We start from the raw sequence: 22669 nt of genomic DNA on the forward strand, positions 1-22669 counted from the left end.
ATGGCTAAGACGTTATATGAAAAGTTGTTTGATGCGCACGTTGTGTACGAGGCGCCAAACGAAACCCCGCTGCTGTACATTGACCGTCATCTGGTGCACGAAGTGACCTCTCCTCAGGCATTTGACGGCCTGCGGGCGCACAAGCGTCCGGTACGTCAGCCGGGTAAAACCTTCGCGACGATGGATCACAACGTATCCACCCAGACCAAAGACATTAATGCCTCGGGTGAGATGGCGCGTATCCAGATGCAGGAGCTGATTAAGAACTGCAATGAATTTGGCGTTGAGCTGTACGACCTCAACCATCCGTACCAGGGCATCGTCCACGTGATGGGGCCAGAGCAAGGGATCACCCTGCCGGGCATGACCATCGTCTGCGGGGACTCCCATACCGCGACCCACGGCGCGTTTGGCGCTCTGGCGTTCGGGATTGGCACTTCCGAGGTGGAACATGTGCTGGCAACGCAGACCCTGAAACAGGGCCGCGCCAAAACCATGAAGATTGAAGTGAAGGGTAAAGCCGCACCGGGTATTACCGCAAAAGACATCGTGCTGGCCATCATCGGTAAAACCGGCAGCGCGGGCGGCACCGGTCATGTTGTCGAGTTCTGCGGTGAAGCCATCCAGGCGCTGAGCATGGAGGGGCGCATGACCCTGTGCAATATGGCCATTGAGATGGGCGCAAAAGCCGGTCTGGTCGCGCCGGACGAAACCACCTTCAACTACGTGAAGGGTCGTCTGCACGCGCCGAAAGGTCAGAATTTTGACGACGCGGTAGCGTACTGGAAAACCCTGAAAACCGACGATGGCGCAGCCTTTGACACTGTCGTCACGCTGCAGGCAGAAGAGATTGCGCCTCAGGTGACCTGGGGCACCAATCCGGGCCAGGTGATTTCCGTTAACGACAATATCCCGGACCCGGCATCCTTTACCGATCCGGTCGAGCGCGCCAGTGCGGAAAAAGCGCTGGCCTACATGGGGCTGAAGCCCGGCGTGCCGTTGACCGATGTCGCCATTGATAAAGTCTTTATCGGTTCCTGCACCAACTCCCGTATCGAAGATTTGCGTGCCGCCGCCGAGATTGCCAAAGGCCGCAAAGTGGCACCAGGCGTTCAGGCGCTGGTGGTACCTGGCTCCGGCCCGGTGAAAGCCCAGGCGGAAGCCGAAGGTCTGGATAAGATCTTTATCGAAGCGGGCTTCGAGTGGCGTCTGCCCGGCTGCTCCATGTGTCTGGCCATGAACAACGATCGCCTGAATCCGGGCGAGCGCTGCGCCTCCACCAGCAACCGTAACTTTGAAGGCCGTCAGGGCCGCGGTGGGCGCACCCATCTGGTCAGCCCGGCAATGGCCGCCGCTGCGGCAGTCACCGGCCATTTCGCCGATATTCGCAGCCTGAAATAAGGAGACAATCATGGCAGAGAAATTTACCCAACATACGGGCCGGGTTGTCCCGCTGGACGCCGCTAACGTCGATACTGACGCTATTATTCCAAAACAGTTTCTGCAGAAAGTGACGCGTACCGGTTTCGGCGCACATCTGTTTAACGACTGGCGTTTCCTGGACGATAAGGGAGAAGTGCCTAATCCGGAATTCGTTCTGAACTTCCCGGAATACAAAGGCGCCTCCATTTTGCTGGCACGCGAAAACTTTGGCTGCGGCTCATCCCGTGAGCACGCGCCGTGGGCGCTCACCGACTACGGTTTTAAAGTGGTCATTGCCCCAAGCTTCGCGGATATTTTTTACGGTAACAGCTTCAACAACCAGCTGCTGCCCGTCACGCTGAGCGATGAACAGGTCGATGAGTTGTTCGCGCTGGTTAAGGCGAATCCGGGCATTTCGTTTGAAGTGGATCTGGAAGCAGAAGTGGTGAAAGCCGGGGATAAGACCTACAGCTTCAGCATTGATGCGTTCCGCCGTCACTGCATGCTGAACGGTCTGGACAGCATTGGTTTAACTCTCCAGCACGACGCGGCGATTGCCACTTACGAAAACAAACAACCTGCATTTATGAAATAACCCTCCGGCCTGCAGTCCATTCTGCAGGCCGCGTTTTATCCCGATCCCCCCTCCTTCTGTAAATACTTCCCAAACCCAGCCAATAATGACGTTATATTTAATGTCAATTTAATGTTTCCTGCGCAGAATAACCGCTCAATCAGCTGGCAGCGGAAATAATCATGGAAAAGAAAAATGGCAATGAGTCTCATATCCGTTCTCGGGAAATACATAAATGCACATTAGTGAGCGTAATAATAAATAGTTTACTCACCGCCTTTCAGATACTTGCAGGGATATTCTCCGGTTCACAAGGTTTAATTGCTGATGGGATTCATTCTCTTTCCGATTTATCCTCCGACTTTGTCGTTCTGGTTGCGAATAAAAAGAGCCAGAAAGCCTCTGATATCGATCATCATTACGGTCATCTGCGTTTCGAAAACGGTGCAAAGCTCATTATTGGCGCTATTCTGCTGCTTGTGGGGGTCGGGATGCTCTGGTCCGCAGGCAATAAACTGCTTCACCCCGAGACGCATCAGCTGGTGAAAGGGGCCGCGCTGTGGGTGGCGATTCTGGCGCTGGTGGTAAAGGAAAGCCTGTTCAGATACATGTTTGCCACGGGAAAACGTATTCAGTCCTCGCTGCTGATAGCCAATGCCTGGCATGCCCGTTCTGACGCAGCGTCGTCAGTGGTTGTCGCCATCGGCATTGCCGGGAATTTAGTGGGTTTTCACGCGATGGACCTCATTGCGGCCCTGATTGTCGGAGTATTCATCGCCCACATGGGTTACAAATTTTCTGCCGATGCCCTGCACGATCTGATGGACCGTTCGCTTGAGCCCGAGCTGGAGCACGACATCAAAACGTGTCTTCTCGCAACCGAGGGCGTCACCGGACTCCATGATTTAAAAACCCGCAAGATGGGCGATTTAGCCCTTGTCGATGTCCATCTGGAAGTAAACGGCGAATTAAGCGTAAAAGAAGGACATCAGATTGCTGTGAATGCCAGAAATAACGTGATGCAAAAATTCAATGTGCTGAACGTGATGACGCATATTGATCCTGCCCGCTAACCGGAACGCATAAATACAGTGTGACGCAACCGACCGTTAAGGTTTCGTTAATTAATCTGCGTCACACTGCATCGCATCAGCTCTCTCATTATTGAGGTAAAAAGCGATGAAACCAACATTGCGCGATACGCTTCCCCATAAAGAAACGCCTTTTCTTCGCATACTGCACATTCTTGTGGCCTTACTGGTCCTCGCCCAGATTATCAATTCTAATTTCACCGAAAGTGAAGCCCTCCATGAATCCGGTCTGAACGGAATTGTCACCTGGATCCATGTTATCTCCGGGTTTGGTTTAATTTTTTGTGGCATTGCCATGATGGCATGGATGTTAACCCAGCGCGGATTTAAGTATTACTTCGCCTGGCTGGCGCTGGATTTTCGCGGAATTGTTGACGATATTCGCACCCTCGCGCAGCGTCAGCTTCCTGACGCGCATGCCGGCGGTATGGCGGCAACGGTGCAAGGTCTGGGCGTGCTGGCGCTGCTGGGCGTTGCACTCTGCGGCGCGGCCTGGTTCGTGCTGAACGCCACGCTCGGGCCGGTATCGTCCGTCACGGAATCCGTCTTAGATTTGCATAAATTCCTGACGGTCTTTATTGAGACATATTTCTGGGCACACGGCTTCATGGGCCTCGTTCATATGTACCTGACGCTACGCGCGCAGCGTAAATATCAGTATTCAGAATAAAACGGTTCACAGAGCCCGGCGTTCCCGGGCTCCGTTTCGTTCATCCGATCACACGTCTTTTACGCGGCAGGTCAGCAGAAGCGTCACGACGGATAGCGCCGCAATTATCCAGTAGACAGACGCATGCCCGTAGCTTTGCGCCAGCGCCCCCTGAATCACGCCCGCCAGAATCACCCCGGTTGAAATGCTGTTGGTAAAAAGCGTGGTCGCCGAGCCGGCACGACCGGGCATGAGATCCTGAAACCAGAGCATGCCGATCCCGGCAACAATCCCAATAAACACGGCGTTAAACAGCTGCAGCGCCAGCAACGCTTCCCGCGAATGGAAAAGGATCAGCCCCGCGTAGAACAGCACCCCGGCCGCCACGGCGACAATCATCATCCTGCGCTTTCCAAAGCGCTTAACGTAGTAACCCGCCAGAATCATTGCCGGAATTTCCAGCCCGGCGGCAGTTCCCATTAAGATCCCCGCGAGCTTGTCCGGCAGGCCCAGATCGCTGCTGATCCACAGCGGCATATCGATGATGTACATGGTGTTGCAGGTCCACATCAGCGTGGAGGCAATAAACAGCATGCGGACGTTTTTGTCCTGCCAGCCGCTCACCTCGGTGACAGGTTTATCCGTCGTCTGTTCGACGCGCGCCACGGACGGCAGCGCGAAGGCAATCAGCGCCAGGCTGATGACAAAAATCCCGGCGGCGATGGAAAACATGGTGGTAAAGCCGTAGTTCAAAGCCAGCATGAAGGCCAGCGGCGGACCAATGACCCACGCCAGCGAAAGCTGGGCGCGCATCACCGAGCTGAACATCACCACTTCACGCGCCGAGTTATCCGCATATTCACGGGCCAGCGCGAACAGCTGCGGCATGGCGGTGTTCGCCAGTGACGCCAGCAGCACGCCGCAGGTAATGAGCGTCAGATAATGACGGTTGAAGGCAAAGAGCAGCGCGTTTCCCACGGCCATGGCGCAGCAAAAGAGGATCAGCCTGCGGCGATCGCCCTGGCTGTCCGATCGTTTCGCCAGCGCGAGGCTGACCAGGATCCCGGCAATGGCGTTAACGGTGTAAAACAGGCCGACCCAAAACGGCTGCGCCCCCACCTCGCGGCTGAGAAACAGGCTCAGCGTCGGCGCCTGCAGCGCCCCCGCCACGCCCATCATAAAGGCCACCAGCATAAAAGCGGCATACACGCCGTTCAGGCGTCGCCCCATCGTCATCAACCAGAGCATGCGCAAGTCCTTGTGAAAGCGAATCGAAATTGGGTGAATAGTAAACGAAAAAAGCCAGCAAAAACATTTTGCTGGCGGGTGATAAGCACCAATACTCAGTCACACATGATCGAGGCGAGTTAGCGGGAAGAGGTCGGTGTTGTAACGTCCCACTGCATCAATTCTTCTAACGTTTTCAGCCGTTGCTCTGCACACCGGCGGGCCAGCCAGGACGATCCTTTTGTCGCTGAAAAGTACTGCTGATAAAACTGACGTGCGGTAGACCTCTTCATAATTTACCTCCTCGCTTCATCGGGGAGAATTATTGGCCTAATATAGGGATAAATAAATTGCTGGTTTTTTGTCAGGAGTTCCCCTTTTATGCCTTCCGGTCGTCTGCAACAACAGTTTATCCGCCTCTGGCAGTGCTGCGAGGGGCAATCGCAGGAGACTACGCTCAACGAGCTGGCTGACCTGCTTAGCTGCTCCCGCCGCCATATGCGCACGCTGCTCAACACCATGCAGCAGCAGGGCTGGTTAAGCTGGGAAGCGGAGGCGGGACGCGGCAAACGTTCGCGGCTGACCTTCCTCTATACCGGGCTGGCGCTGCAGCAGCAGCGCGCGGAAGATCTGCTCGAGCAGGACCGCATCGATCAGCTGGTACAGCTGGTTGGCGACAAAGCCGCCGTGCGCCAGATGCTGGTTTCCCATCTCGGGCGCAGCTTTCGTCAGGGCCGCCACATTCTGCGGGTGCTCTACTACCGTCCGATGAAAAATCTGTTGCCCGGCACGGCCTTACGCCGCTCAGAAACGCATATGGCCCGGCAAATCTTCAGCGGCCTGACGCGGATAAATGAGGAAAACGGGGAACTGGAGGCGGATATCGCGCACCACTGGCAGCAGCTTTCCCCGCGCCACTGGCGCTTCTTTTTACGCCCCGGCATCCACTTTCACCACGGCCGCGAGCTGGAAATGCACGACGTCATCGCCTCCCTGGAACGTGCCCGCAGGCTACCGCTCTACTCGCATATCTCCCGCATCCACTCGCCCACGGCCTGGACGCTGGATATTGAGCTGTCGCAACAGGATAAGTGGCTTCCCTGGCTGCTGGGCTACGTGCCGTCGATGATTTTGCCCGGCGAGTGGGAATCAATGAACAATTTTGCCAGCCTGCCGATTGGCACCGGGCCCTACTCCGTGTCCCGCAATAACAGCAACCAGCTGAAAATCCGCGCGTTCGACGACTACTTTGGCTATCGGGCGCTCATCGACGAAGTGAACGTCTGGGTATTGCCGGATCTCAATGAAGATCTGAGCTGCGGGCTGACGCTGGAAGGCCCCACCACGGGAGAAAAAGCCGTGGAGAGTCGCCTCGAGGAAGGGTGTTACTATCTCCTGTTTGACCGCCGCACCCACCGTGGGGCAAACCAGGCCGTCCGCAAGTGGGTTAGCCACGTTTTGTCCCCTTCCAATCTGATTTACCATGCGGAAGAGCAGTACCAGACCTACTGGTTCCCGGCGTACGGCCTGCTTCCGCGCTGGCACCACGCCCGCCCGGTGCACTGCGACAAACCCGCAGGGCTGGAGTCCATCACCCTGACCTACTACCGCGAACACGTGGAGCATCGTTTTATCGCCAGAATCATGACCCGGCTGCTGGCAGCCGAGGGGGTCACGTTAGAGGTCAGGGAAGTGGACTATGACGAATGGCATCAGGGGGAGATCGCCAGTGATATCTGGCTCAACAGCGCCAACTTTACCCTGCCGCTCGATTTTTCCCTTTTCTCGCATCTGTATGAAGTCCCGCTGATCCAGCACTGCATCGACCGTGACTGGCAGCAGGATGCCGCCCTGTGGCGCGCGGGCGAAATGAATCTTGCAGCGTGGTGCCAGCAGCTGCTGGCCGAGCAGGCGATCGTACCCTTGATCCACCACTGGCTGATGATCCAGGGCCAGCGCAGCATGCGCGGCCTGCGGATGAATACCCTGGGCTGGTTTGATTTTAAATCCGCCTGGTTTGCGCCGCCGGAGCCATAACACTTTCGTAATATTCACCAAATCATTACAATAGCGCCGTTCTCAACGGGGTGCTGCATCACAGATGTGCGCTGAGATAATACCCGTCGAACCTGATCCGGATAACGCCGGCGAAGGGATTTGAGGCTGTCGCTCAAAATCCTTTGCCACTCAACCTTGAGGTGCAAAGTGTTAAAAAAAGTTCTTCCCCTGCTGGCGCTGTTTGCGCTGCCTGCTTTTGCGAAGCCCGTCCTGACGGTCTACACCTATGACTCCTTCTCTGCCGACTGGGGCCCTGGCCCGGTAGTCAAAAAAGCCTTCGAAGCTGACTGTAACTGCGAGCTGAAGTTCGTGGCGCTGGAAGATGGCGTATCGCTGCTCAACCGTCTGCGCATGGAAGGGAAAAACAGCAAGGCCGACGTGGTGCTCGGTCTGGATAACAACCTGCTGGAGGCCGCCTCGCAAACCAAACTGTTTGCCAAAAGCGGCGTCGCGGCAGAGGCCGTTAACGTGCCGGGCGGCTGGAAAAACGACACCTTTGTGCCGTTCGACTATGGCTACTTTGCTTTTGTTTACGACAAAAATAAGCTGAAAAACCCGCCGAAGAGCCTGAAAGAACTGGTTGAGAGTGACCAGAAATGGCGCGTGATTTATGAAGATCCGCGCACCAGTACGCCAGGCCTGGGCCTGCTGCTGTGGATGCAAAAGGTTTACGGGGATAAAGCGCCGGAGGCGTGGCAGAAACTGGCCGCCAAAACCGTCACCGTCACCAAAGGCTGGAGCGAAGCCTATGGCCTGTTCCTGAAAGGTGAAAGCGATCTGGTGCTGAGCTACACCACCTCTCCGGCCTACCACATCATCGCCGAGAAGAAAGATAACTATGCTGCCGCTGATTTTGCTGAAGGGCACTATCTGCAGGTGGAAGTCGCCGCGCGTACCGCCGCCAGCAAACAGCCGGAGCTGGCCGAGAAGTTCCTGAAGTTTATGGTTTCACCGGCGTTCCAGAATGCGATTCCCGCAGGCAACTGGATGTATCCGGTCACGAACGTTGCGCTGCCCGCAGGTTTCGAGCAGTTGACCAAACCAAACACCTCGCTGGAGTTTACGCCGCAACAGGTCGCCGCGCAGCGTGCAGCATGGGTAAGTGAATGGCAACGCGCCGTCAGCCGTTGATTCCCGGCTGGTTACTTCCCGGGCTGCTCGCCGCCACAGTGATGGTGGCGGTCAGCCTGGGGGCTTTTCTTGCACTGTGGTTCAACGCGCCAGAGAGCGACCTGCTCGCCCTCTGGCACGACAGCTACCTCTGGCACGTTATCCGTTTCTCCTTCTGGCAGGCGTCGCTCTCAGCCCTGCTGTCGGTGCTCCCGGCTATTTTTCTTGCGCGCGCCCTGTATCGGCGCCGTTTTCCCGGCAGGCTGGCACTGCTGCGCCTGTGCGCCATGACGCTGATCCTGCCCGTGCTGGTGGCGGTATTTGGGATCCTCAGCGTTTACGGTCGCCAGGGCTGGCTGGCTTCGCTGTTCGGCCAGCTTGGTCTGGAATGGTCATTCTCTCCTTACGGACTGCAGGGCATTCTGCTCGCGCACGTGTTTTTCAATATGCCGATGGCAACGCGCCTCTTCTTGCAGGCGCTGGAAAACATTCCCGGCGAACAGCGTCAGATTGCCGCCCAGCTCGGCATGCGCGGCGTGTCGTTCTTCCGCTTTGTCGAATGGCCGTGGCTGCGCCGCCAGATCCCGCCCGTCGCGGCGTTAATCTTTATGCTCTGCTTTGCCAGCTTTGCCACCGTGCTGTCGCTCGGCGGCGGGCCGCAGGCCACCACCATTGAGCTGGCGATTTACCAGGCGCTGAGTTACGACTACGATCCCGGTCGCGCCGCGCTGCTGGCGATGGTGCAGATGGCGTGCTGCCTTGCGCTGGTGCTGTTGAGCCAGCGGCTGAGTAAAGCCATTCCCGCTGGCAGTAATCAAATAACCGGCTGGCGCGATCCGCAGGACAGCCTGCACAGCCGCGTTACCGATTTTATCCTGATCGCGCTGGCGCTCCTGCTTCTGCTGCCGCCGCTGATGGCCGTTATCGTTGACGGACTGAACCTCAATCTCATGTCCGTCCTGCAACAGCCCGTCCTCTGGCAGGCGACCTGGACCTCGCTGCGTATCGCCCTGGCGGCAGGGTTACTGTGCGTCATGCTAACCATGATGCTGCTGTGGAGCAGCCGTGAACTCTATGCCCGGCAGGCCCAAAAGGCCGGGCAGACGCTGGAGCTGACAGGGATGCTGATTCTGGCGATGCCGGGCATCGTACTGGCGACGGGCTTCTTTTTACTGTTCAACAGCACCATCGGCCTGCCGGAAAGGGCCGACGGCATTGTGATTTTCACCAACGCCCTGATGGCCATCCCTTACGCGCTCAAAGTGCTGGAAAACCCGATGCGCGACGTCAACAGCCGCTACGGTTTGCTGTGCCAGTCGCTGGGCATGCAGGGCTGGCAGCGGCTGAAGGTGGTGGAACTCCGCGCGCTAAAACGTCCGCTGGCGCAGGCGCTGGCGTTTGCCTGCGTATTGTCGATTGGGGATTTTGGCGTGGTGGCTCTCTTTGGCAATGACGATTTCCGCACGCTGCCATACTGGCTCTACCAGCAGATCGGCTCTTATCGCAGTCAGGACGGCGCGGTCACCGCGCTGTTACTGCTGCTGCTGTGCTTTGCCTTATTTACCGTTATCGAAAAACTTCCGGGGCGTGATGTTAAAACTGACTGATGTAACCTGGCTTTACCAGCATCTGCCGATGCGCTTCACGCTCTCCGTGCGCCAGGGGGAGATGATCGCCGTGCTTGGCCCAAGCGGCGCGGGAAAAAGCACGCTGCTTAATCTGATTGCGGGTTTTCTGCAGCCGGCAAGCGGCGCGATCGTCATTAACAATCAAGATCATACCCACACGCCGCCCGCGAAACGTCCGGTCTCAATGCTGTTTCAGGAAAACAACCTGTTTACCCATCTGACGGTGCGGCAAAACATCGCGCTGGGGATGCATCCGGGACTCAGGCTGAACGATGCCCAGCGCCAGAAGCTGGAGATCATTGCCGCCCAGATGGGGATCAACGAGTTCATCGACAGGCTGCCGGGTGAGCTTTCCGGCGGCCAGCGTCAGCGCGTGGCGCTGGCGCGATGCCTGGTGCGCGAGCAGCCGATACTGCTGCTGGATGAGCCGTTCTCGGCGCTCGATCCCGCGCTGCGCCAGGAGATGCTCGCCCTGGTTCAGGACGTCTGCCAGCGCCAGCAGCTGACGATGCTGATGGTTTCACACAGTATTGAGGATGCTGCCCGCATCGCCCCGCGATCGGTGGTGATTGCCGAAGGGCGTATTTTGTGGGATGGAAAAACAGAAGAACTGCTGAGCGGTAAGGCGGGGGCGTCTTCACTGTTGGGCATTCGTGCGGTCTGATGCCCTCACCCTGGCCCTCTCCCACGGGGAGAGGGAATAAACCTTAACGGCTCACCACCTTCAGCAGAATTTCGCCATATACCGGCATCAGCGGGTGACGAATCAGCGCGACCAGCGCCACCACGGCCACACCCAGCGTCAGCGGAGCCAGCCACAAAAGGCGAGAGCGCGGAAGATAGCGCGTCAGGCGATCGACGCTGGCTTTCCCACTGCGCCATAGTCGCCAGCAGAGCCATGCCGCCAGCCACAGCAGCACAGCCGAGCCCAGCAGCAGCCACTTAAACTCACCGCTTTGCATACCGTCGGGGATATCGATGGCCGCGCCGGCCAGGATCCCCGGCAGGAAGTAGAACGGCGGCCAGAAGACGCAGCCGATAATGTTCGGCACCACGAATTTTGCGACGGGCAGATCCAGCATCCCCGCCACCATCGGCACCAGCGGACGCGTTGGCCCGACAAAGCGGCCGACGAGGATGGTAAACATGCTGTGCTGATGCAGCGCATGCTCGGTTTTATCCAGCAGGGCTTTGTTCTTTTTCATGAACGACCAGCGGTGCAGCGGCTTCTTAAAGCGCCAGCCCAGCCAGAAGGAGATCCAGTCGCCGAGCAGACAGCCGATAATCCCGGCCAGCCACGCCTGCCAGAAATTGACCTCGCCGCTGCCAATCAGCGCCCCAAGCCCTGCCATCATCACGGTGCCGGGCAGGATCAGCCCAACCAGCGCCAGCGATTCCAGAAACGCCACCAGCGCCACGGCGATGAGCGAGTACATAACGGACTGGGTAATAAAGTGTTCCAGCAATGCCTGCATAACTATTCCGGTCAGAAAACGAATCAGCGATTCTGCTTAGCGCCCCGCACCGCGTCAAGGCAACAATTGTCTGAATAGTTTACAGGTTGCTTTCTCCATTCACCTGTTTGTTTATCTTTTTTTACCGTTTATTCACATCCCGCGCGGAATTCGCTCGGGCTGGCGCCGGTGCATTTTTTAAATACCCGGGAGAAATAGAGCTGATCCTCAAAGCCCACGTTGCGTCCGACGGTGGCAATCGGCATCCGGGTGGTGCTGAGCAGCAGCTTTGCCTGGCTGATGCGCTGATCCTCGCGCCAGCTCAGCACGCTGACGCCCAGCTGCTGGCGGAACAGATGCGACAGCCGCGACGGCGACAGGCAGACGTGCTGAGCAACGCTGGCGATATCAAACTGGCTATCGGCCAGGTGGTCGCTGATGTACTGGCAGGCGTCGCGCACGCGGTTGTCCAGCGGGGGGTTAAGCGATTCGTTAATCGCCTCCATCCGTCGCAGCAGCAGCTGTTCAAGCAGGTTAATCGCCAGCAGTTCGGCGTAGCGACCACCGGCCTGTCCCGCCTCGATAATCTGCGCAAAAAGCTCGCGAAACTGCCCCAGATGAACCTCATCCGGGCGATAAAAACCGGTATGCGCAAAAATGGCGGGCCACGAAAGCCACTCCTGCCAGTAGGCGCGTGGACGGAAATAGACCCACTGGTGATACCACTCTTTGGCATCCGGATGACGGCCATAGTGGTGGATCTCCCCCGGCGGGAACAACAGGATATCGCCGGGGCGGCAGACAAACTGCTGGTCGCCGTTCTTGATGATCCCTTCCCCTCGCACGGTCAGGTTGAGGATATACCCTTTCATGCCGAGCGGTCGATCGACGTAAAAGTCGAGGTATCCCTCAGCCTCGATAGGGGTCAGTCCCGCCACAAGGTGCGCGTTAAACGAGTATCCCGGCAGCAGGGGATCGTTTTGCGTTTCGGCCATAGATTCAGTTCTCCCAAGGGTCCTGAAGGAAACCAATTGTCCATATCACTAAAAGCAGCTTTAAAATGGCCCGCGAAAAGATCCAAAAAGCATCACGCCGCTTTTACGTCCGCCATGTTTCAGCCTTTCCCCCTGATTTCTCCGCCAGAGCAGGCAGATAACCAGTAACAAAAGTGTCTATAAGTGCGGCAGAAATGTCCACATTGAATATTTGCACGGCGTCACACTTTCCGTTGTAACAGCAATTTAGTCCATAAGATTAGCGGATCCTGCCTGACGACTTTTTTCCCCAGTCTCTAATGTTCTTCCATACCTGTTTTTTCGATGGAGCAACACCATGGCAATTGCGATTGGCCTCGATTTTGGTAGCGATTCGGTTCGCGCGCTGGCAGTGGACTGTACGTCCGGCCAGGAGATAGCAACCAGCGTTGAGTGGTACCCGCGCTGGCAAGAGGGGCGCTACTGTGATGCGCCTAACAACCAGTTCCGTCACCACCCGCGTGACTATATCGAGTCGTTGGAAGCGGCGATCAAAACCGTCCTTGCCGAACTGACTGACGCCCAGCGGGCTGAGATTGTCGGAATTGGCGTCGACAGCACCGGCTCCACGCCTGCCCCGGTGGATGCCGAAGGCCGCGTGCTGGCGCTGCGCCCGGAGTTTGCCGACAACCCGAACGCCATGTTCGTGCTGTGGAAAGACCACACCGCCGTAGAAGAGGCTGAAGCCATTACGCGCCTGTGCCATCAGCCGGGCAAGACAGACTACTCGCGCTACATCGGCGGGATTTATTCCAGCGAATGGTTCTGGGCCAAGATCCTTCACGTCACCCGTGCCGACGCAGCCGTTGCGCAGGCTGCGGCGTCATGGGTTGAGCTGTGCGACTGGGTGCCTGCCCTGCTCTCCGGCACCACCCGCCCGCAGGATATCCGCCGCGGCCGCTGCAGCGCCGGGCATAAATCCCTGTGGCACGAAAGCTGGGGCGGCCTGCCTCCGGCCGCGTTCTTCGATGAGCTCGACCCGATCCTCAACAAGAGCCTGACGTACCCGCTGTTTACCGACACCTTTACCGCCGATATTCCCGTCGGCACCCTCTGCGAAGAGTGGGCGACGCGCCTCGGCCTGCCGCAGAACGTGGCCATCTCCGGCGGCGCCTTTGACTGCCATATGGGCGCCGTGGGCGCGGGCGCACAGCCAAACACGCTGGTCAAAGTCATCGGGACCTCCACCTGCGACATCCTGACGGCAGATAAAGCCACCGTCGGCGACCGGGCGGTGAAAGGCATCTGCGGCCAGGTTGACGGCAGCGTGGTGCCGGACTTCATCGGTCTTGAAGCCGGTCAGTCCGCGTTTGGCGATATCTACGCCTGGTTTGGTCGCGTGCTCGGCTGGCCGCTGGACCAGCTGGCGGCGGCGCATCCTGAACTGAAAACCCAGATAGCCGACAGCAAAAAGCAGCTTCTGCCGCAGCTCACCGAAGCCTGGGCAAAAAATCCGTCTCTCGATCACCTCCCGGTGGTGCTGGACTGGTTTAACGGCCGCCGCACGCCGTTTGCCAACCAGCGTCTGAAAGGGGTGATCGCGGATCTCAACCTGGCGACCGACGCCCCTGCGCTGTTCGGCGGTCTGATTGCCGCAACGGCCTTCGGTGCCCGCGCCATTATGGAGTGCTTCACCGGGCAGGGTATCGACGTCAACAACGTGATGGCGCTGGGCGGTATCGCCCGTAAAAACCCGGTGATCATGCAGGCCTGCTGCGACGTGCTGAACCGTCCGCTGCAGATTGTGGCCTCCGATCAGTGCTGCGCGCTGGGCGCGGCGATTTTCGCTGCCGTGGCTGCGGGCGTGCATGTCGACATCCCGACCGCGCAGCAGCATATGGCGAGCGCCGTCGAAAACACGCTCCAGCCGCGTGCCCAGCAGGCGCAACGCTTTGAACAGCTTTATCAGCGCTACCAGCAATGGGCAAAAAGCGCCGAACTTCACTATCTCCCTGTCGCCGCCCCGGCCAAAAGCACCGCGGACACTACGGCAACCCTGACCCATTAAGGACACGATGATGACCATTTTTAATAACTATGAAGTATGGTTTGTGATTGGCAGCCAGCATCTGTACGGACCGGAAGCGCTGCAGCAGGTGACGAAACACGCGGAGCACGTCGTTAACGCGCTGAACGCGGAAGCTAAACTGCCGTGCAAACTGGTGCTGAAACCGCTGGGCACGACGCCTGACGAAATTACCCACATCTGCCGCGACGCCAACTACGACGATAAATGCGCCGGTCTGGTGGTGTGGCTGCACACCTTCTCACCCGCCAAAATGTGGATCAACGGCCTGTCTATCCTCAACAAACCGCTGCTGCAGTTCCATACCCAGTTCAACGCCTCCCTGCCGTGGGACAGCATCGACATGGACTTTATGAACCTGAACCAGACCGCGCACGGCGGCCGCGAGTTCGGCTTCATCGGCGCGCGTATGCGCCAGCAGCACGCGGTGGTCACCGGCCACTGGCAGGATGGCAAGGCGCAACAGCGTATCGGCTCATGGATGCGTCAGGCGGTCTCTAAGCAGGATACCCGCCATCTGAAAGTGGTGCGTTTTGGCGACAACATGCGTGAAGTGGCGGTCACCGACGGCGATAAAGTGGCCGCGCAGATCAAGTTCGGCTTCTCCGTGAATACCTGGGCCGTGGGCGACCTGGTGCAGGTGGTGAATGAAGTCAGCGACGGCGACGTGAGCGCGCTGGTGGACGAGTACGAAAGCAGCTACCGCCTGACGCCTGCGGCACAAATCAACGGCGACAAGCGTCAGAACGTGCTGGACGCGGCGCGCATCGAGCTGGGCATGAAGCGCTTCCTGGAACAGGGCGGCTTCCACGCCTTTACCACTACCTTTGAAGACCTCCACGGCCTGAAACAGCTGCCGGGCCTGGCGGTACAACGTCTGATGCAGCAGGGCTACGGCTTTGCGGGCGAAGGCGACTGGAAAACTGCCGCTCTGCTTCGCATCATGAAGGTGATGTCGACCGGTCTGCAGGGCGGCACCTCCTTTATGGAGGACTACACCTATCACTTCGAAAACGGCAACGACCTGGTGCTCGGCTCGCACATGCTGGAAGTGTGCCCGACGATCGCCGTGGAAGAGAAACCGATCCTCGACGTGCAGTACCTCGGCATCGGCGGCAAAGCCGATCCGGCGCGTCTGATCTTCAACACCCGTACGGGCCCGGCCATCAACGCCAGCCTGATCGACCTGGGCGATCGCTTCCGCCTGCTGGTGAACTGCGTCGATGCGGTTGAAACGCCGCACTCTCTGCCGAAACTGCCGGTGGCCAACGCCCTGTGGAAAGCACAGCCTGACCTGCCAACCGCCTCAGAGGCCTGGATCCTGGCCGGCGGCGCGCACCACACGGTGTTCAGCCACGCCCTTGATCTGAACGACATGCGTCAGTTCGCCGAGCTGCACGACATCGAGCTGACCGTGATTGATAACGATACCCGCCTGCCCGCCTTCAAAGACGCGCTGCGCTGGAACGAAGTCTATTACGGTTCAAAACGCTAAGTACGGAATGCCCGGTGACGCTACGCTCACCGGGCAGGGAGATAACGATGTTAGACGATCTCAAACGTCAGGTGCTCGAAGCCAACCTGGCGCTGCCGAAACATAATCTGGTCACCCTGACATGGGGCAACGTCAGCGCCGTTGACCGCGAAAAAGGCGTGTTCGTGATTAAGCCTTCCGGCGTGGATTACACGGTGATGACCGCAGACGATATGGTCGTTGTCAGCCTTAAGACCGGCGAAGTGGTCGAAGGTAAGAAAAAACCGTCCTCCGATACGCCGACTCACCGCCTGCTGTATCGGTCATTCCCGACCATCGGCGGCATCGTGCATACCCATTCGCGCCACGCCACCATCTGGGCGCAGGCGGGCCAGTCCATCCCGGCGACCGGCACCACGCACGCGGACTACTTTTACGGCACAATTCCCTGCACGCGTCTGATGACCGACGCCGAGATTAACGGCGAATATGAGTGGGAAACAGGCAACGTGATTGTCGAAACCTTCGAAAAACAGGGGATCGACGCCGCGCAGATGCCCGGCGTGCTGGTGCACTCCCACGGCCCGTTTGCCTGGGGTAAAAACGCGGAAGACGCGGTGCATAACGCCATCGTGCTCGAAGAGGTCGCCTATATGGGGATCTTCTGTCGCCAGCTGGCGCCGCAGCTGCCGGATATGCAGCAAACCCTGCTGGATAAGCATTACCTGCGCAAGCACGGCGCGAAGGCCTATTACGGGCAGTAAACTGTATATAAACCCAGCATTAAAATCTTAACCAGGCTATAATCAGGCCTGGTTTTGTTTTCTGGGATAACGGCGTGGCGCAGGCGCAAGAAGGCTTTTTACTGACCCGACACTGGCGGGATACCCCTCAGGGCACCGAGGTCGCGTTCTGGCTGGCAACCGACAGCGGTCCGCTACACGTTACGCTGCCCCCGCAGGAATCCGTGGCTTTTATTCCTGAAGCCCACGTCGAAAAGGTGAAGCAGCTGCTGCGCGGCGAAAACGGCTGGCGCATGACCCCGCTTGAGCTGAAGGATTTCCACCGCCAGCCGGTTTACGGCCTCTACTGTCGCGCCCATCGTCAGCTGATGCGCTATGAAAAGCTGCTCCGCGAGGCGGGCGTGACGCTCTACGAGGCGGATATCCGCCCACCGGAACGCTTTCTGATGGAGCGGTTTATTACCGCCCCCGTCTGGGTCGACGGCACCGCGCATTGCGGCAGCCTCGTTAACGCGCGCCTGAAGCCGAATCCGCACTACCGCCCGCCGCTGAAGTGGGTCTCACTGGATATCGAAACCACCCGTCACGGCGAACTGTACTGCATCGGTCTGGAAGGCTGCGGCGATCGGGTTGTCTATATGCTCGGGCCGCCGAATGGCGATGCGTCCGCGCTGGATTTCCGGCTTGAGTACGTCAACAGCCGCCCGCAGCTGCTGGAGAAGCTTAACCAGTGGTTTGCAGACAACGACCCCGACGTCCTGATCGGCTGGAACGTGGTGCAGTTCGACCTGCGCGTGCTGCAAAAGCACGCCGAGCGCTACCGCATCCCGCTGTTGCTGGGGCGCGGAAACAGCGAGCTGGAATGGCGAGAACACGGTTTTAAGAACGGTGTTTTTTTCGCGCAGGCCAACGGTCGCCTGATTATCGACGGCATTGAGGCGCTTAAGTCCGCCTTCTGGAACTTCTCTTCATTCTCCCTCGAAGCGGTCGCACAGGAGCTGCTTGGCGAAGGCAAATCCATCGACAACCCCTGGGACAGAATGGACGAGATCGACCGGCGCTTTAATGAAGATAAACCGGCGCTTGCCACCTACAACCTGAAAGACTGCGAGCTGGTCACGCAGATTTTCCACAAAACCGAGATTATGCCGTTCCTGCTGGAGCGCGCGACGGTAAACGGCCTGGCGGCAGACAGGCACGGCGGCTCCGTCGCGGCCTTTAGCCACCTCTATTTTCCGCGGATGCACCGGGCGGGATACGTCGCCCCCAACCTCGGGGACGTACCGCCGCAGGCAAGCCCCGGAGGCTACGTCATGGACTCCCGGCCAGGATTGTATGACTCCGTTCTGGTGCTGGACTACAAAAGCCTCTACCCGTCGATTATCCGTACCTTCCTGATCGATCCCGTCGGGCTGGTTGAGGGCATGGCCCAGCCGGACGATGAGCACAGCACCGAAGGTTTCCTCGGCGCACGCTTCTCGCGGGAAAAACACTGCCTGCCTGAAATCGTGGGAAACATCTGGCACGGCCGCGATGAGGCCAAGCGCCACGGCAACAAGCCGCTATCACAGGCGCTGAAAATCATTATGAACGCCTTTTACGGCGTGCTGGGCACCAGCGCCTGCCGCTTCTTTGACCCGCGTCTGGCCTCCTCGATCACCATGCGCGGGCACGAGATCATGCGCCAGACCAAAGCGCTGATTGAGTCCCGGGGCTATGACGTCATCTACGGCGACACGGACTCCACCTTTGTGTGGCTTAAGGGCGCGCATTCAGAAGACGACGCCGCGCAAATCGGCAACGCGCTGGTCGCCTTCGTGAACGACTGGTGGCAGGAACATTTGCAGAAAGAGCGGTTAACCAGCGCGCTGGAGCTGGAATTTGAAACCCATTTCGCCCGCTTTTTAATGCCCACCATTCGCGGCACCGATCAGGGCAGCAAGAAGCGTTACGCCGGGCTGATTCAGGAAGGCGACGCGCAGCGGATGGTTTTTAAAGGGCTGGAGACGGTACGTACCGACTGGACGCCGCTGGCGCAGCAGTTCCAGCAGACACTCTATCTGCGGGTGTTTCGCAATGAGCCCTATCAGGACTACGTGCGCGAGACGATAGCCAGCCTGATGGCGGGCGAACTTGACGCGCAGCTGGTATACCGCAAGCGCCTGCGCCGCCCGCTGGCGGAGTACCAGCGCAACGTTCCTCCGCACGTACGCGCCGCGCGCCTGGCGGATGAGGAAAACGTACGCCGTGGCCGCGCACCGCAGTATCAAAACCGGGGAACCATCAAATACGTCTGGACCATTAGCGGCCCGGAACCCGTGGATTATCAGCACTCTCCTCTCGATTACGAACACTATCTGACGCGCCAGCTTCAGCCGGTTGCCGACGGAATTTTGCCCTTCATCGACGATGATTTTGCTACACTGGTTACAGGGCAACTTGGCCTATTTTGACGCGTGACGAAATGGCTGCCATCCAGTACCATAGCGCCCTTTCCATTCCTGGACCCATTTTTCGTTGACCGTCTTTTTTGACGGTAGTCGAACTATTGCCTGCAATTAAAGATTAGAGCCGAACAACTATGCCTTTTACACTTGGTCAACGCTGGATCAGCGATACAGAAAGCGAACTTGGACTAGGAACCGTCGTAGCAATCGATACGCGTATGGTTACCCTCCTCTTCCCTGCCACCGGTGAAAACCGTCTGTACGCTCGCAATGACTCCCCTGTTACCCGCGTGATGTTCAATCCGGGCGACACCGTGACCAGCCATGACGGCTGGCAGCTCAAGATTGAAGACGTAAAAGAAGAGAATGGACTGCTCGCCTACATTGGTACTCGTCTTGATACGGATGAAGCCAATGTCATCCTGCGTGAAGTGCTGCTCGACAGCAAACTGGTGTTCAGCAAGCCGCAGGACCGCCTGTTTGCCGGGCAAATCGACCGTATGGATCGCTTCTCCCTGCGCTATCGCGCGCGTAAGTTCCAGAGTGAACAGTACCGCATGCCGTGGAGCGGCCTGCGCGGCCAGCGCACCAGCCTGATCCCCCACCAGCTGAACATCGCCCACGACGTGGGCCGTCGCCACGCGCCGCGCGTGCTGCTGGCAGATGAAGTGGGTCTGGGTAAAACCATCGAAGCGGGCATGATCCTGCATCAACAGCTGCTTTCCGGCGCTGCCGAACGCGTGCTGATCGTGGTGCCAGAAACCCTGCAGCACCAGTGGCTGGTTGAGATGCTGCGCCGCTTTAACCTGCGTTTCTCCCTGTTCGACGATGAACGCTATGCCGAAGCGCAGCACGACGCCGACAACCCGTTTGAAACCGAACAGCTGGTCATTTGTTCCCTGGACTTCGTGCGCCGCAGCAAGCAGCGTCTTGAGCATCTGTGCGATGCCGAGTGGGACATTATGGTCGTTGACGAAGCGCACCATCTGGTCTGGAGCGAAGACGCGCCGAGCCGCGAATACATGGCTATTGAGCAGCTTGCCGAGCGCGTGCCTGGCGTTCTGCTGCTGACCGCAACGCCGGAGCAGCTGGGTCTGGAAAGCCACTTCGCCCGTCTGCGCCTGCTCGATCCAAACCGTTTCCACGACTTTGCGCAGTTCGTGGAAGAACAAAATAACTACCGCCCGGTCGCCGATGCCGTCGCCATGCTGCTGGCGGGCAAGCGTCTTTCTGATGACGAACTCAACACCCTGAGCGACCTGATTGGCGAGCAGGATATCGAGCCGCTTTTGCAGGCTGCGAACAGCGACAGCGACAACGCGGAATCCGCGCGTAAAGAGCTGATCGACATGCTGATGGACCGCCACGGCACCAGCCGCGTGCTGTTCCGTAACACCCGTAACGGCGTCAAAGGCTTCCCGAAACGCGAGCTGCATACGATTAAGCTGCCGCTGCCGACGCAGTATCAGACGGCGATTAAAGTCTCCGGCATTATGGGTGCGCGCAAAACCCAGGAAGAGCGCGCCCGCGACATGCTTTATCCGGAACAAATCTACCAGGAATTTGAAGGCGATACCGGCACCTGGTGGAACTTCGATCCGCGCGTGGAGTGGCTGATGGGCTACCTGACCGCGCACCGCTCCCAGAAAGTGCTGGTGATCTGCGCCAAAGCGGCCACCGCGCTGCAGCTGGAGCAGGTTCTGCGCGAGCGTGAAGGCATTCGCGCCGCCGTGTTCCACGAAGGCATGTCCATCGTCGAGCGCGACCGCGCCGCGGCGTGGTTCGGAGAAGAGGACAGCGGCGCACAGGTTCTGCTGTGCTCGGAAATCGGCTCTGAAGGCCGTAACTTCCAGTTCGCCAGCAACCTGGTGATGTTCGATCTGCCGTTTAACCCGGATCTGCTCGAGCAGCGCATCGGCCGTCTGGATCGTATCGGCCAGGCGCATGATATTCAGATCCACGTGCCGTATCTGGAAAAAACCGCGCAGTCCGTGCTGGTACGCTGGTTCCACGAAGGTCTGGACGCGTTTGAACATACCTGCCCGACGGGCCGCACCATTTATGATCAAGTGCATGGCGATCTGATCGGCTACCTGGCCACGCCGGAAAACGCGGAAGGGTTTGATGAGCTGATCAAGTCCTGCCGTGAGAAGCACGATGCGCTGAAAGCGCAGCTGGAGCAGGGCCGCGACCGCCTGCTGGAGATCCACTCCAACGGCGGTGAAAAAGCGCAGGCGCTGGCTGAGAGCATTGAAGAACAGGATGATGACACCAGCCTGATCAGCTTCTCCATGAACCTGTTCGATATCGTCGGCATCAACCAGGACGATCGCGGCGAGAACCTGATTGTCCTGACCCCGTCCGATCACATGCTGGTTCCGGATTTCCCGGGCCTGCCGGAAGATGGCTGTACCATCACCTTTGAGCGTGATGTGGCGCTGTCCCGCGAAGATGCCCAGTTTATCACCTGGGAACACCCGCTGATCCGCAACGGGCTGGACCTGATCCTCTCCGGCGATACCGGCAGCAGCACCATCTCCCTGTTGAAAAACAAGGCGCTGCCGGTGGGCACCCTGCTGGTGGAGCTGATCTACGTTGTGGAAGCGCAGGCGCCGAAACAGCTGCAGCTCACCCGCTTCCTGCCGCCAACGCCCGTCCGCCTGCTGCTGGACAAAAACGGCACGAACCTGGCGGGACAGGTTGAATTCGAGAGTTTCAACCGACAGCTGAGCGCGGTAAACCGCCACACGGGCAGCAAGCTGGTGAACGCGGTACAGCAGGATGTGCACGCTATTCTGCAACTGGGCGAAACCCAGATTGAAAAAGCGGCCAGAGCGCTGATTGACGCCGCGCGCAGTGAAGCCGACGAGAAACTGTCTGCGGAGCTGTCCCGTCTGGAAGCGTTAAAAGCGGTCAACCCGAACATCCGCGACGACGAGCTGGCGGCGATTGAAAGCAACCGTCAGCAGGTGCTGGAAAGCCTGAATCAGGCTGGCTGGCGTCTGGATGCCCTGCGTCTTATCGTTGTGACGCATCAGTAAACGGAGCGCAAGATGGTGATGGAGCCTTACAATCCGCCTCAGGATCCCTGGCTGGTCATTCTGTATCAGGATGAACACATTATGGTGGTCAACAAGCCCAGCGGCCTGTTGTCCGTGCCGGGGCGTCTGGACGAGCACAAAGACAGCGTGATGACGCGCATTCAGCGCGATTATCCGCAGGCGGAGTCTGTCCATCGCCTGGATATGGCCACCAGCGGCGTGATTGTGGTGGCGCTGAACAAAGCGGCGGAACGCGAGTTAAAGCGCCAGTTCCGCGAGCGCGAGCCGAAAAAGCAGTATGTCGCCCGCGTCTGGGGCCACCCCGCACAGGCGGAAGGGCTGGTAGATTTACCGCTGATCTGCGACTGGCCAAACCGGCCTAAGCAGAAGGTGTGTTACGAAACTGGCAAGGCCGCGCAGACCGAGTACGAAGTGCTGGAGTACGCGCCGGATAATACCGCGCGCGTCCTGCTTAAGCCGATTACCGGACGTTCGCACCAGCTGCGCGTGCATATGCTCGCCCTGGGTCATCCGATTCTGGGCGACCGCTTCTACGCGCCGCCTGAAGCGCTGGCCTTAGCGCCACGTCTGCAGCTGCACGCGCAGACGCTCACCATCACCCATCCGGCCTTCGGTAACGCGATGACGTTTAAAGCCCCGGTGGACTTCTAAAAAAAAAGCCCGACATCGT

The 22669-nt window shown here is 58.6% G+C and carries 18 protein-coding genes and 1 riboswitch; of the genes, 14 read left to right on the plus strand and 4 right to left on the minus strand.

The window, feature by feature from the left end:
- The 4 genes from leuC (at position 1) to IM317_RS12005 (ending at position 3757) form a co-directional block, all read left to right on the plus strand.
- On the plus strand, positions 1 to 1401 hold the full coding sequence (gene leuC / locus IM317_RS11990) for a 3-isopropylmalate dehydratase large subunit (protein ID WP_033144624.1): 1401 nt from the start codon (positions 1 to 3) through the stop codon (positions 1399 to 1401).
- A gap of 10 nt (positions 1402 to 1411) precedes the next feature.
- Positions 1412 to 2017, plus strand: coding sequence for a 3-isopropylmalate dehydratase small subunit (gene leuD / locus IM317_RS11995; protein WP_032642569.1), 606 nt, complete (start codon positions 1412 to 1414; stop codon positions 2015 to 2017).
- Positions 2018 to 2178: 161 nt separating this feature from the next.
- Positions 2179 to 3069 (plus strand): cation diffusion facilitator family transporter, encoded by an 891-nt coding sequence (locus IM317_RS12000; RefSeq protein WP_033144623.1) that lies wholly within the window; start codon positions 2179 to 2181, stop codon positions 3067 to 3069.
- A gap of 106 nt (positions 3070 to 3175) precedes the next feature.
- Positions 3176 to 3757: a cytochrome b/b6 domain-containing protein gene (locus IM317_RS12005; RefSeq protein ID WP_033144622.1), complete on the plus strand. Its 582-nt coding sequence runs from the start codon at positions 3176 to 3178 to the stop codon at positions 3755 to 3757.
- A 48-nt stretch (positions 3758 to 3805) separates the two neighbouring features.
- Here the strand turns inward: IM317_RS12005 and IM317_RS12010 are convergent, their stop codons facing one another.
- Complete coding sequence (locus IM317_RS12010) at positions 3806 to 4984, minus strand: sugar efflux transporter (RefSeq protein ID WP_033144621.1); 1179 nt, start codon at positions 4982 to 4984, stop codon at positions 3806 to 3808.
- Between the two features lie 119 nt (positions 4985 to 5103).
- On the minus strand, positions 5104 to 5256 hold the full coding sequence (sgrT, locus tag IM317_RS12015) for a glucose uptake inhibitor SgrT (protein WP_023334488.1): 153 nt from the start codon (positions 5254 to 5256) through the stop codon (positions 5104 to 5106).
- Between the two features lie 88 nt (positions 5257 to 5344).
- Here sgrT and sgrR point away from each other — a divergent pair, with 88 nt between their 5' ends.
- The 4 genes from sgrR to thiQ all read left to right on the plus strand — a co-directional run bounded on the left by sgrR (position 5345) and on the right by thiQ (position 10423).
- Positions 5345 to 7000 carry an HTH-type transcriptional regulator SgrR gene (gene sgrR / locus IM317_RS12020; protein ID WP_033144620.1) on the plus strand — a complete coding sequence of 552 codons (1656 nt, stop codon included), beginning with the start codon at positions 5345 to 5347 and terminating at the stop codon, positions 6998 to 7000.
- Between the two features lie 36 nt (positions 7001 to 7036).
- Positions 7037 to 7137, plus strand: a riboswitch (TPP riboswitch).
- A 31-nt stretch (positions 7138 to 7168) separates the two neighbouring features.
- Positions 7169 to 8152: a thiamine ABC transporter substrate binding subunit gene (gene thiB, locus IM317_RS12025; protein WP_033144619.1), complete on the plus strand. Its 984-nt coding sequence runs from the start codon at positions 7169 to 7171 to the stop codon at positions 8150 to 8152.
- The gene (gene thiP / locus IM317_RS12030) at positions 8128 to 9738 is read left to right on the plus strand and encodes a thiamine/thiamine pyrophosphate ABC transporter permease ThiP (RefSeq protein WP_033144618.1); all 1611 of its coding nucleotides are present in this window, start codon (positions 8128 to 8130) and stop codon (positions 9736 to 9738) included. Before thiB ends, thiP begins: the two co-directional genes overlap by 25 nt.
- Positions 9722 to 10423: a thiamine ABC transporter ATP-binding protein ThiQ gene (thiQ, locus tag IM317_RS12035; protein ID WP_033144617.1), complete on the plus strand. Its 702-nt coding sequence runs from the start codon at positions 9722 to 9724 to the stop codon at positions 10421 to 10423. Before thiP ends, thiQ begins: the two co-directional genes overlap by 17 nt.
- A gap of 43 nt (positions 10424 to 10466) precedes the next feature.
- Here the strand turns inward: thiQ and IM317_RS12040 are convergent, their stop codons facing one another.
- Complete coding sequence (locus IM317_RS12040; RefSeq protein ID WP_033144616.1) at positions 10467 to 11234, minus strand: DedA family protein; 768 nt, start codon at positions 11232 to 11234, stop codon at positions 10467 to 10469.
- A 128-nt stretch (positions 11235 to 11362) separates the two neighbouring features.
- Positions 11363 to 12208, minus strand: coding sequence for an arabinose operon transcriptional regulator AraC (araC, locus tag IM317_RS12045; protein ID WP_033144615.1), 846 nt, complete (start codon positions 12206 to 12208; stop codon positions 11363 to 11365).
- Positions 12209 to 12545: 337 nt separating this feature from the next.
- On the opposite strand from araC, the gene araB reads away from it, so the two are divergent.
- The 6 genes from araB (at position 12546) to rluA (ending at position 22650) form a co-directional block, all read left to right on the plus strand.
- On the plus strand, positions 12546 to 14255 hold the full coding sequence (gene araB / locus IM317_RS12050) for a ribulokinase (protein WP_033144614.1): 1710 nt from the start codon (positions 12546 to 12548) through the stop codon (positions 14253 to 14255).
- A 10-nt stretch (positions 14256 to 14265) separates the two neighbouring features.
- Entirely contained in the window at positions 14266 to 15768 is a 1503-nt protein-coding gene (gene araA, locus IM317_RS12055; protein ID WP_033144613.1) for an L-arabinose isomerase, read from the plus strand.
- Positions 15769 to 15815: 47 nt separating this feature from the next.
- Positions 15816 to 16511, plus strand: coding sequence for an L-ribulose-5-phosphate 4-epimerase (araD, locus tag IM317_RS12060; RefSeq protein ID WP_033144612.1), 696 nt, complete (start codon positions 15816 to 15818; stop codon positions 16509 to 16511).
- Between the two features lie 74 nt (positions 16512 to 16585).
- Positions 16586 to 18943, plus strand: coding sequence for a DNA polymerase II (gene polB, locus IM317_RS12065; protein ID WP_033144611.1), 2358 nt, complete (start codon positions 16586 to 16588; stop codon positions 18941 to 18943).
- Between the two features lie 128 nt (positions 18944 to 19071).
- Positions 19072 to 21978 carry an RNA polymerase-associated protein RapA gene (rapA, locus tag IM317_RS12070; protein WP_033144610.1) on the plus strand — a complete coding sequence of 969 codons (2907 nt, stop codon included), beginning with the start codon at positions 19072 to 19074 and terminating at the stop codon, positions 21976 to 21978.
- Positions 21979 to 21990: 12 nt separating this feature from the next.
- Positions 21991 to 22650 carry a bifunctional tRNA pseudouridine(32) synthase/23S rRNA pseudouridine(746) synthase RluA gene (gene rluA / locus IM317_RS12075; RefSeq protein ID WP_008502014.1) on the plus strand — a complete coding sequence of 220 codons (660 nt, stop codon included), beginning with the start codon at positions 21991 to 21993 and terminating at the stop codon, positions 22648 to 22650.
- The last annotated feature ends 19 nt before the right edge of the window (positions 22651 to 22669 follow it).

The sequence above is a fragment of the Enterobacter cloacae complex sp. S3 genome (assembly GCF_014930495.1).
GTDB classification, from domain to species: Bacteria; Pseudomonadota; Gammaproteobacteria; order Enterobacterales; family Enterobacteriaceae; genus Enterobacter; species Enterobacter asburiae_B.

What these genes read in the sequence shown, in the direction of transcription:
- leuC (WP_033144624.1), top strand. Translation starts at nt 1, where the DNA reads ATGGCTAAGACGTTATATGAAAAGTTGTTTGATGCGCACGTTGTGTAC.
- leuD (WP_032642569.1), top strand. Translation starts at nt 1,412, where the DNA reads ATGGCAGAGAAATTTACCCAACATACGGGCCGGGTTGTCCCGCTGGAC.
- IM317_RS12000 (WP_033144623.1), top strand. Translation starts at nt 2,179, where the DNA reads ATGGAAAAGAAAAATGGCAATGAGTCTCATATCCGTTCTCGGGAAATA.
- IM317_RS12005 (WP_033144622.1), top strand. Translation starts at nt 3,176, where the DNA reads ATGAAACCAACATTGCGCGATACGCTTCCCCATAAAGAAACGCCTTTT.
- IM317_RS12010 (WP_033144621.1), bottom strand. Translation starts at nt 4,984, where the DNA reads ATGCTCTGGTTGATGACGATGGGGCGACGCCTGAACGGCGTGTATGCC.
- sgrT (WP_023334488.1), bottom strand. Translation starts at nt 5,256, where the DNA reads ATGAAGAGGTCTACCGCACGTCAGTTTTATCAGCAGTACTTTTCAGCG.
- sgrR (WP_033144620.1), top strand. Translation starts at nt 5,345, where the DNA reads ATGCCTTCCGGTCGTCTGCAACAACAGTTTATCCGCCTCTGGCAGTGC.
- thiP (WP_033144618.1), top strand. Translation starts at nt 8,128, where the DNA reads ATGGCAACGCGCCGTCAGCCGTTGATTCCCGGCTGGTTACTTCCCGGG.
- thiQ (WP_033144617.1), top strand. Translation starts at nt 9,722, where the DNA reads ATGTTAAAACTGACTGATGTAACCTGGCTTTACCAGCATCTGCCGATG.
- IM317_RS12040 (WP_033144616.1), bottom strand. Translation starts at nt 11,234, where the DNA reads ATGCAGGCATTGCTGGAACACTTTATTACCCAGTCCGTTATGTACTCG.
- araC (WP_033144615.1), bottom strand. Translation starts at nt 12,208, where the DNA reads ATGGCCGAAACGCAAAACGATCCCCTGCTGCCGGGATACTCGTTTAAC.
- araB (WP_033144614.1), top strand. Translation starts at nt 12,546, where the DNA reads ATGGCAATTGCGATTGGCCTCGATTTTGGTAGCGATTCGGTTCGCGCG.
- araA (WP_033144613.1), top strand. Translation starts at nt 14,266, where the DNA reads ATGACCATTTTTAATAACTATGAAGTATGGTTTGTGATTGGCAGCCAG.
- araD (WP_033144612.1), top strand. Translation starts at nt 15,816, where the DNA reads ATGTTAGACGATCTCAAACGTCAGGTGCTCGAAGCCAACCTGGCGCTG.
- rapA (WP_033144610.1), top strand. Translation starts at nt 19,072, where the DNA reads ATGCCTTTTACACTTGGTCAACGCTGGATCAGCGATACAGAAAGCGAA.
- rluA (WP_008502014.1), top strand. Translation starts at nt 21,991, where the DNA reads ATGGTGATGGAGCCTTACAATCCGCCTCAGGATCCCTGGCTGGTCATT.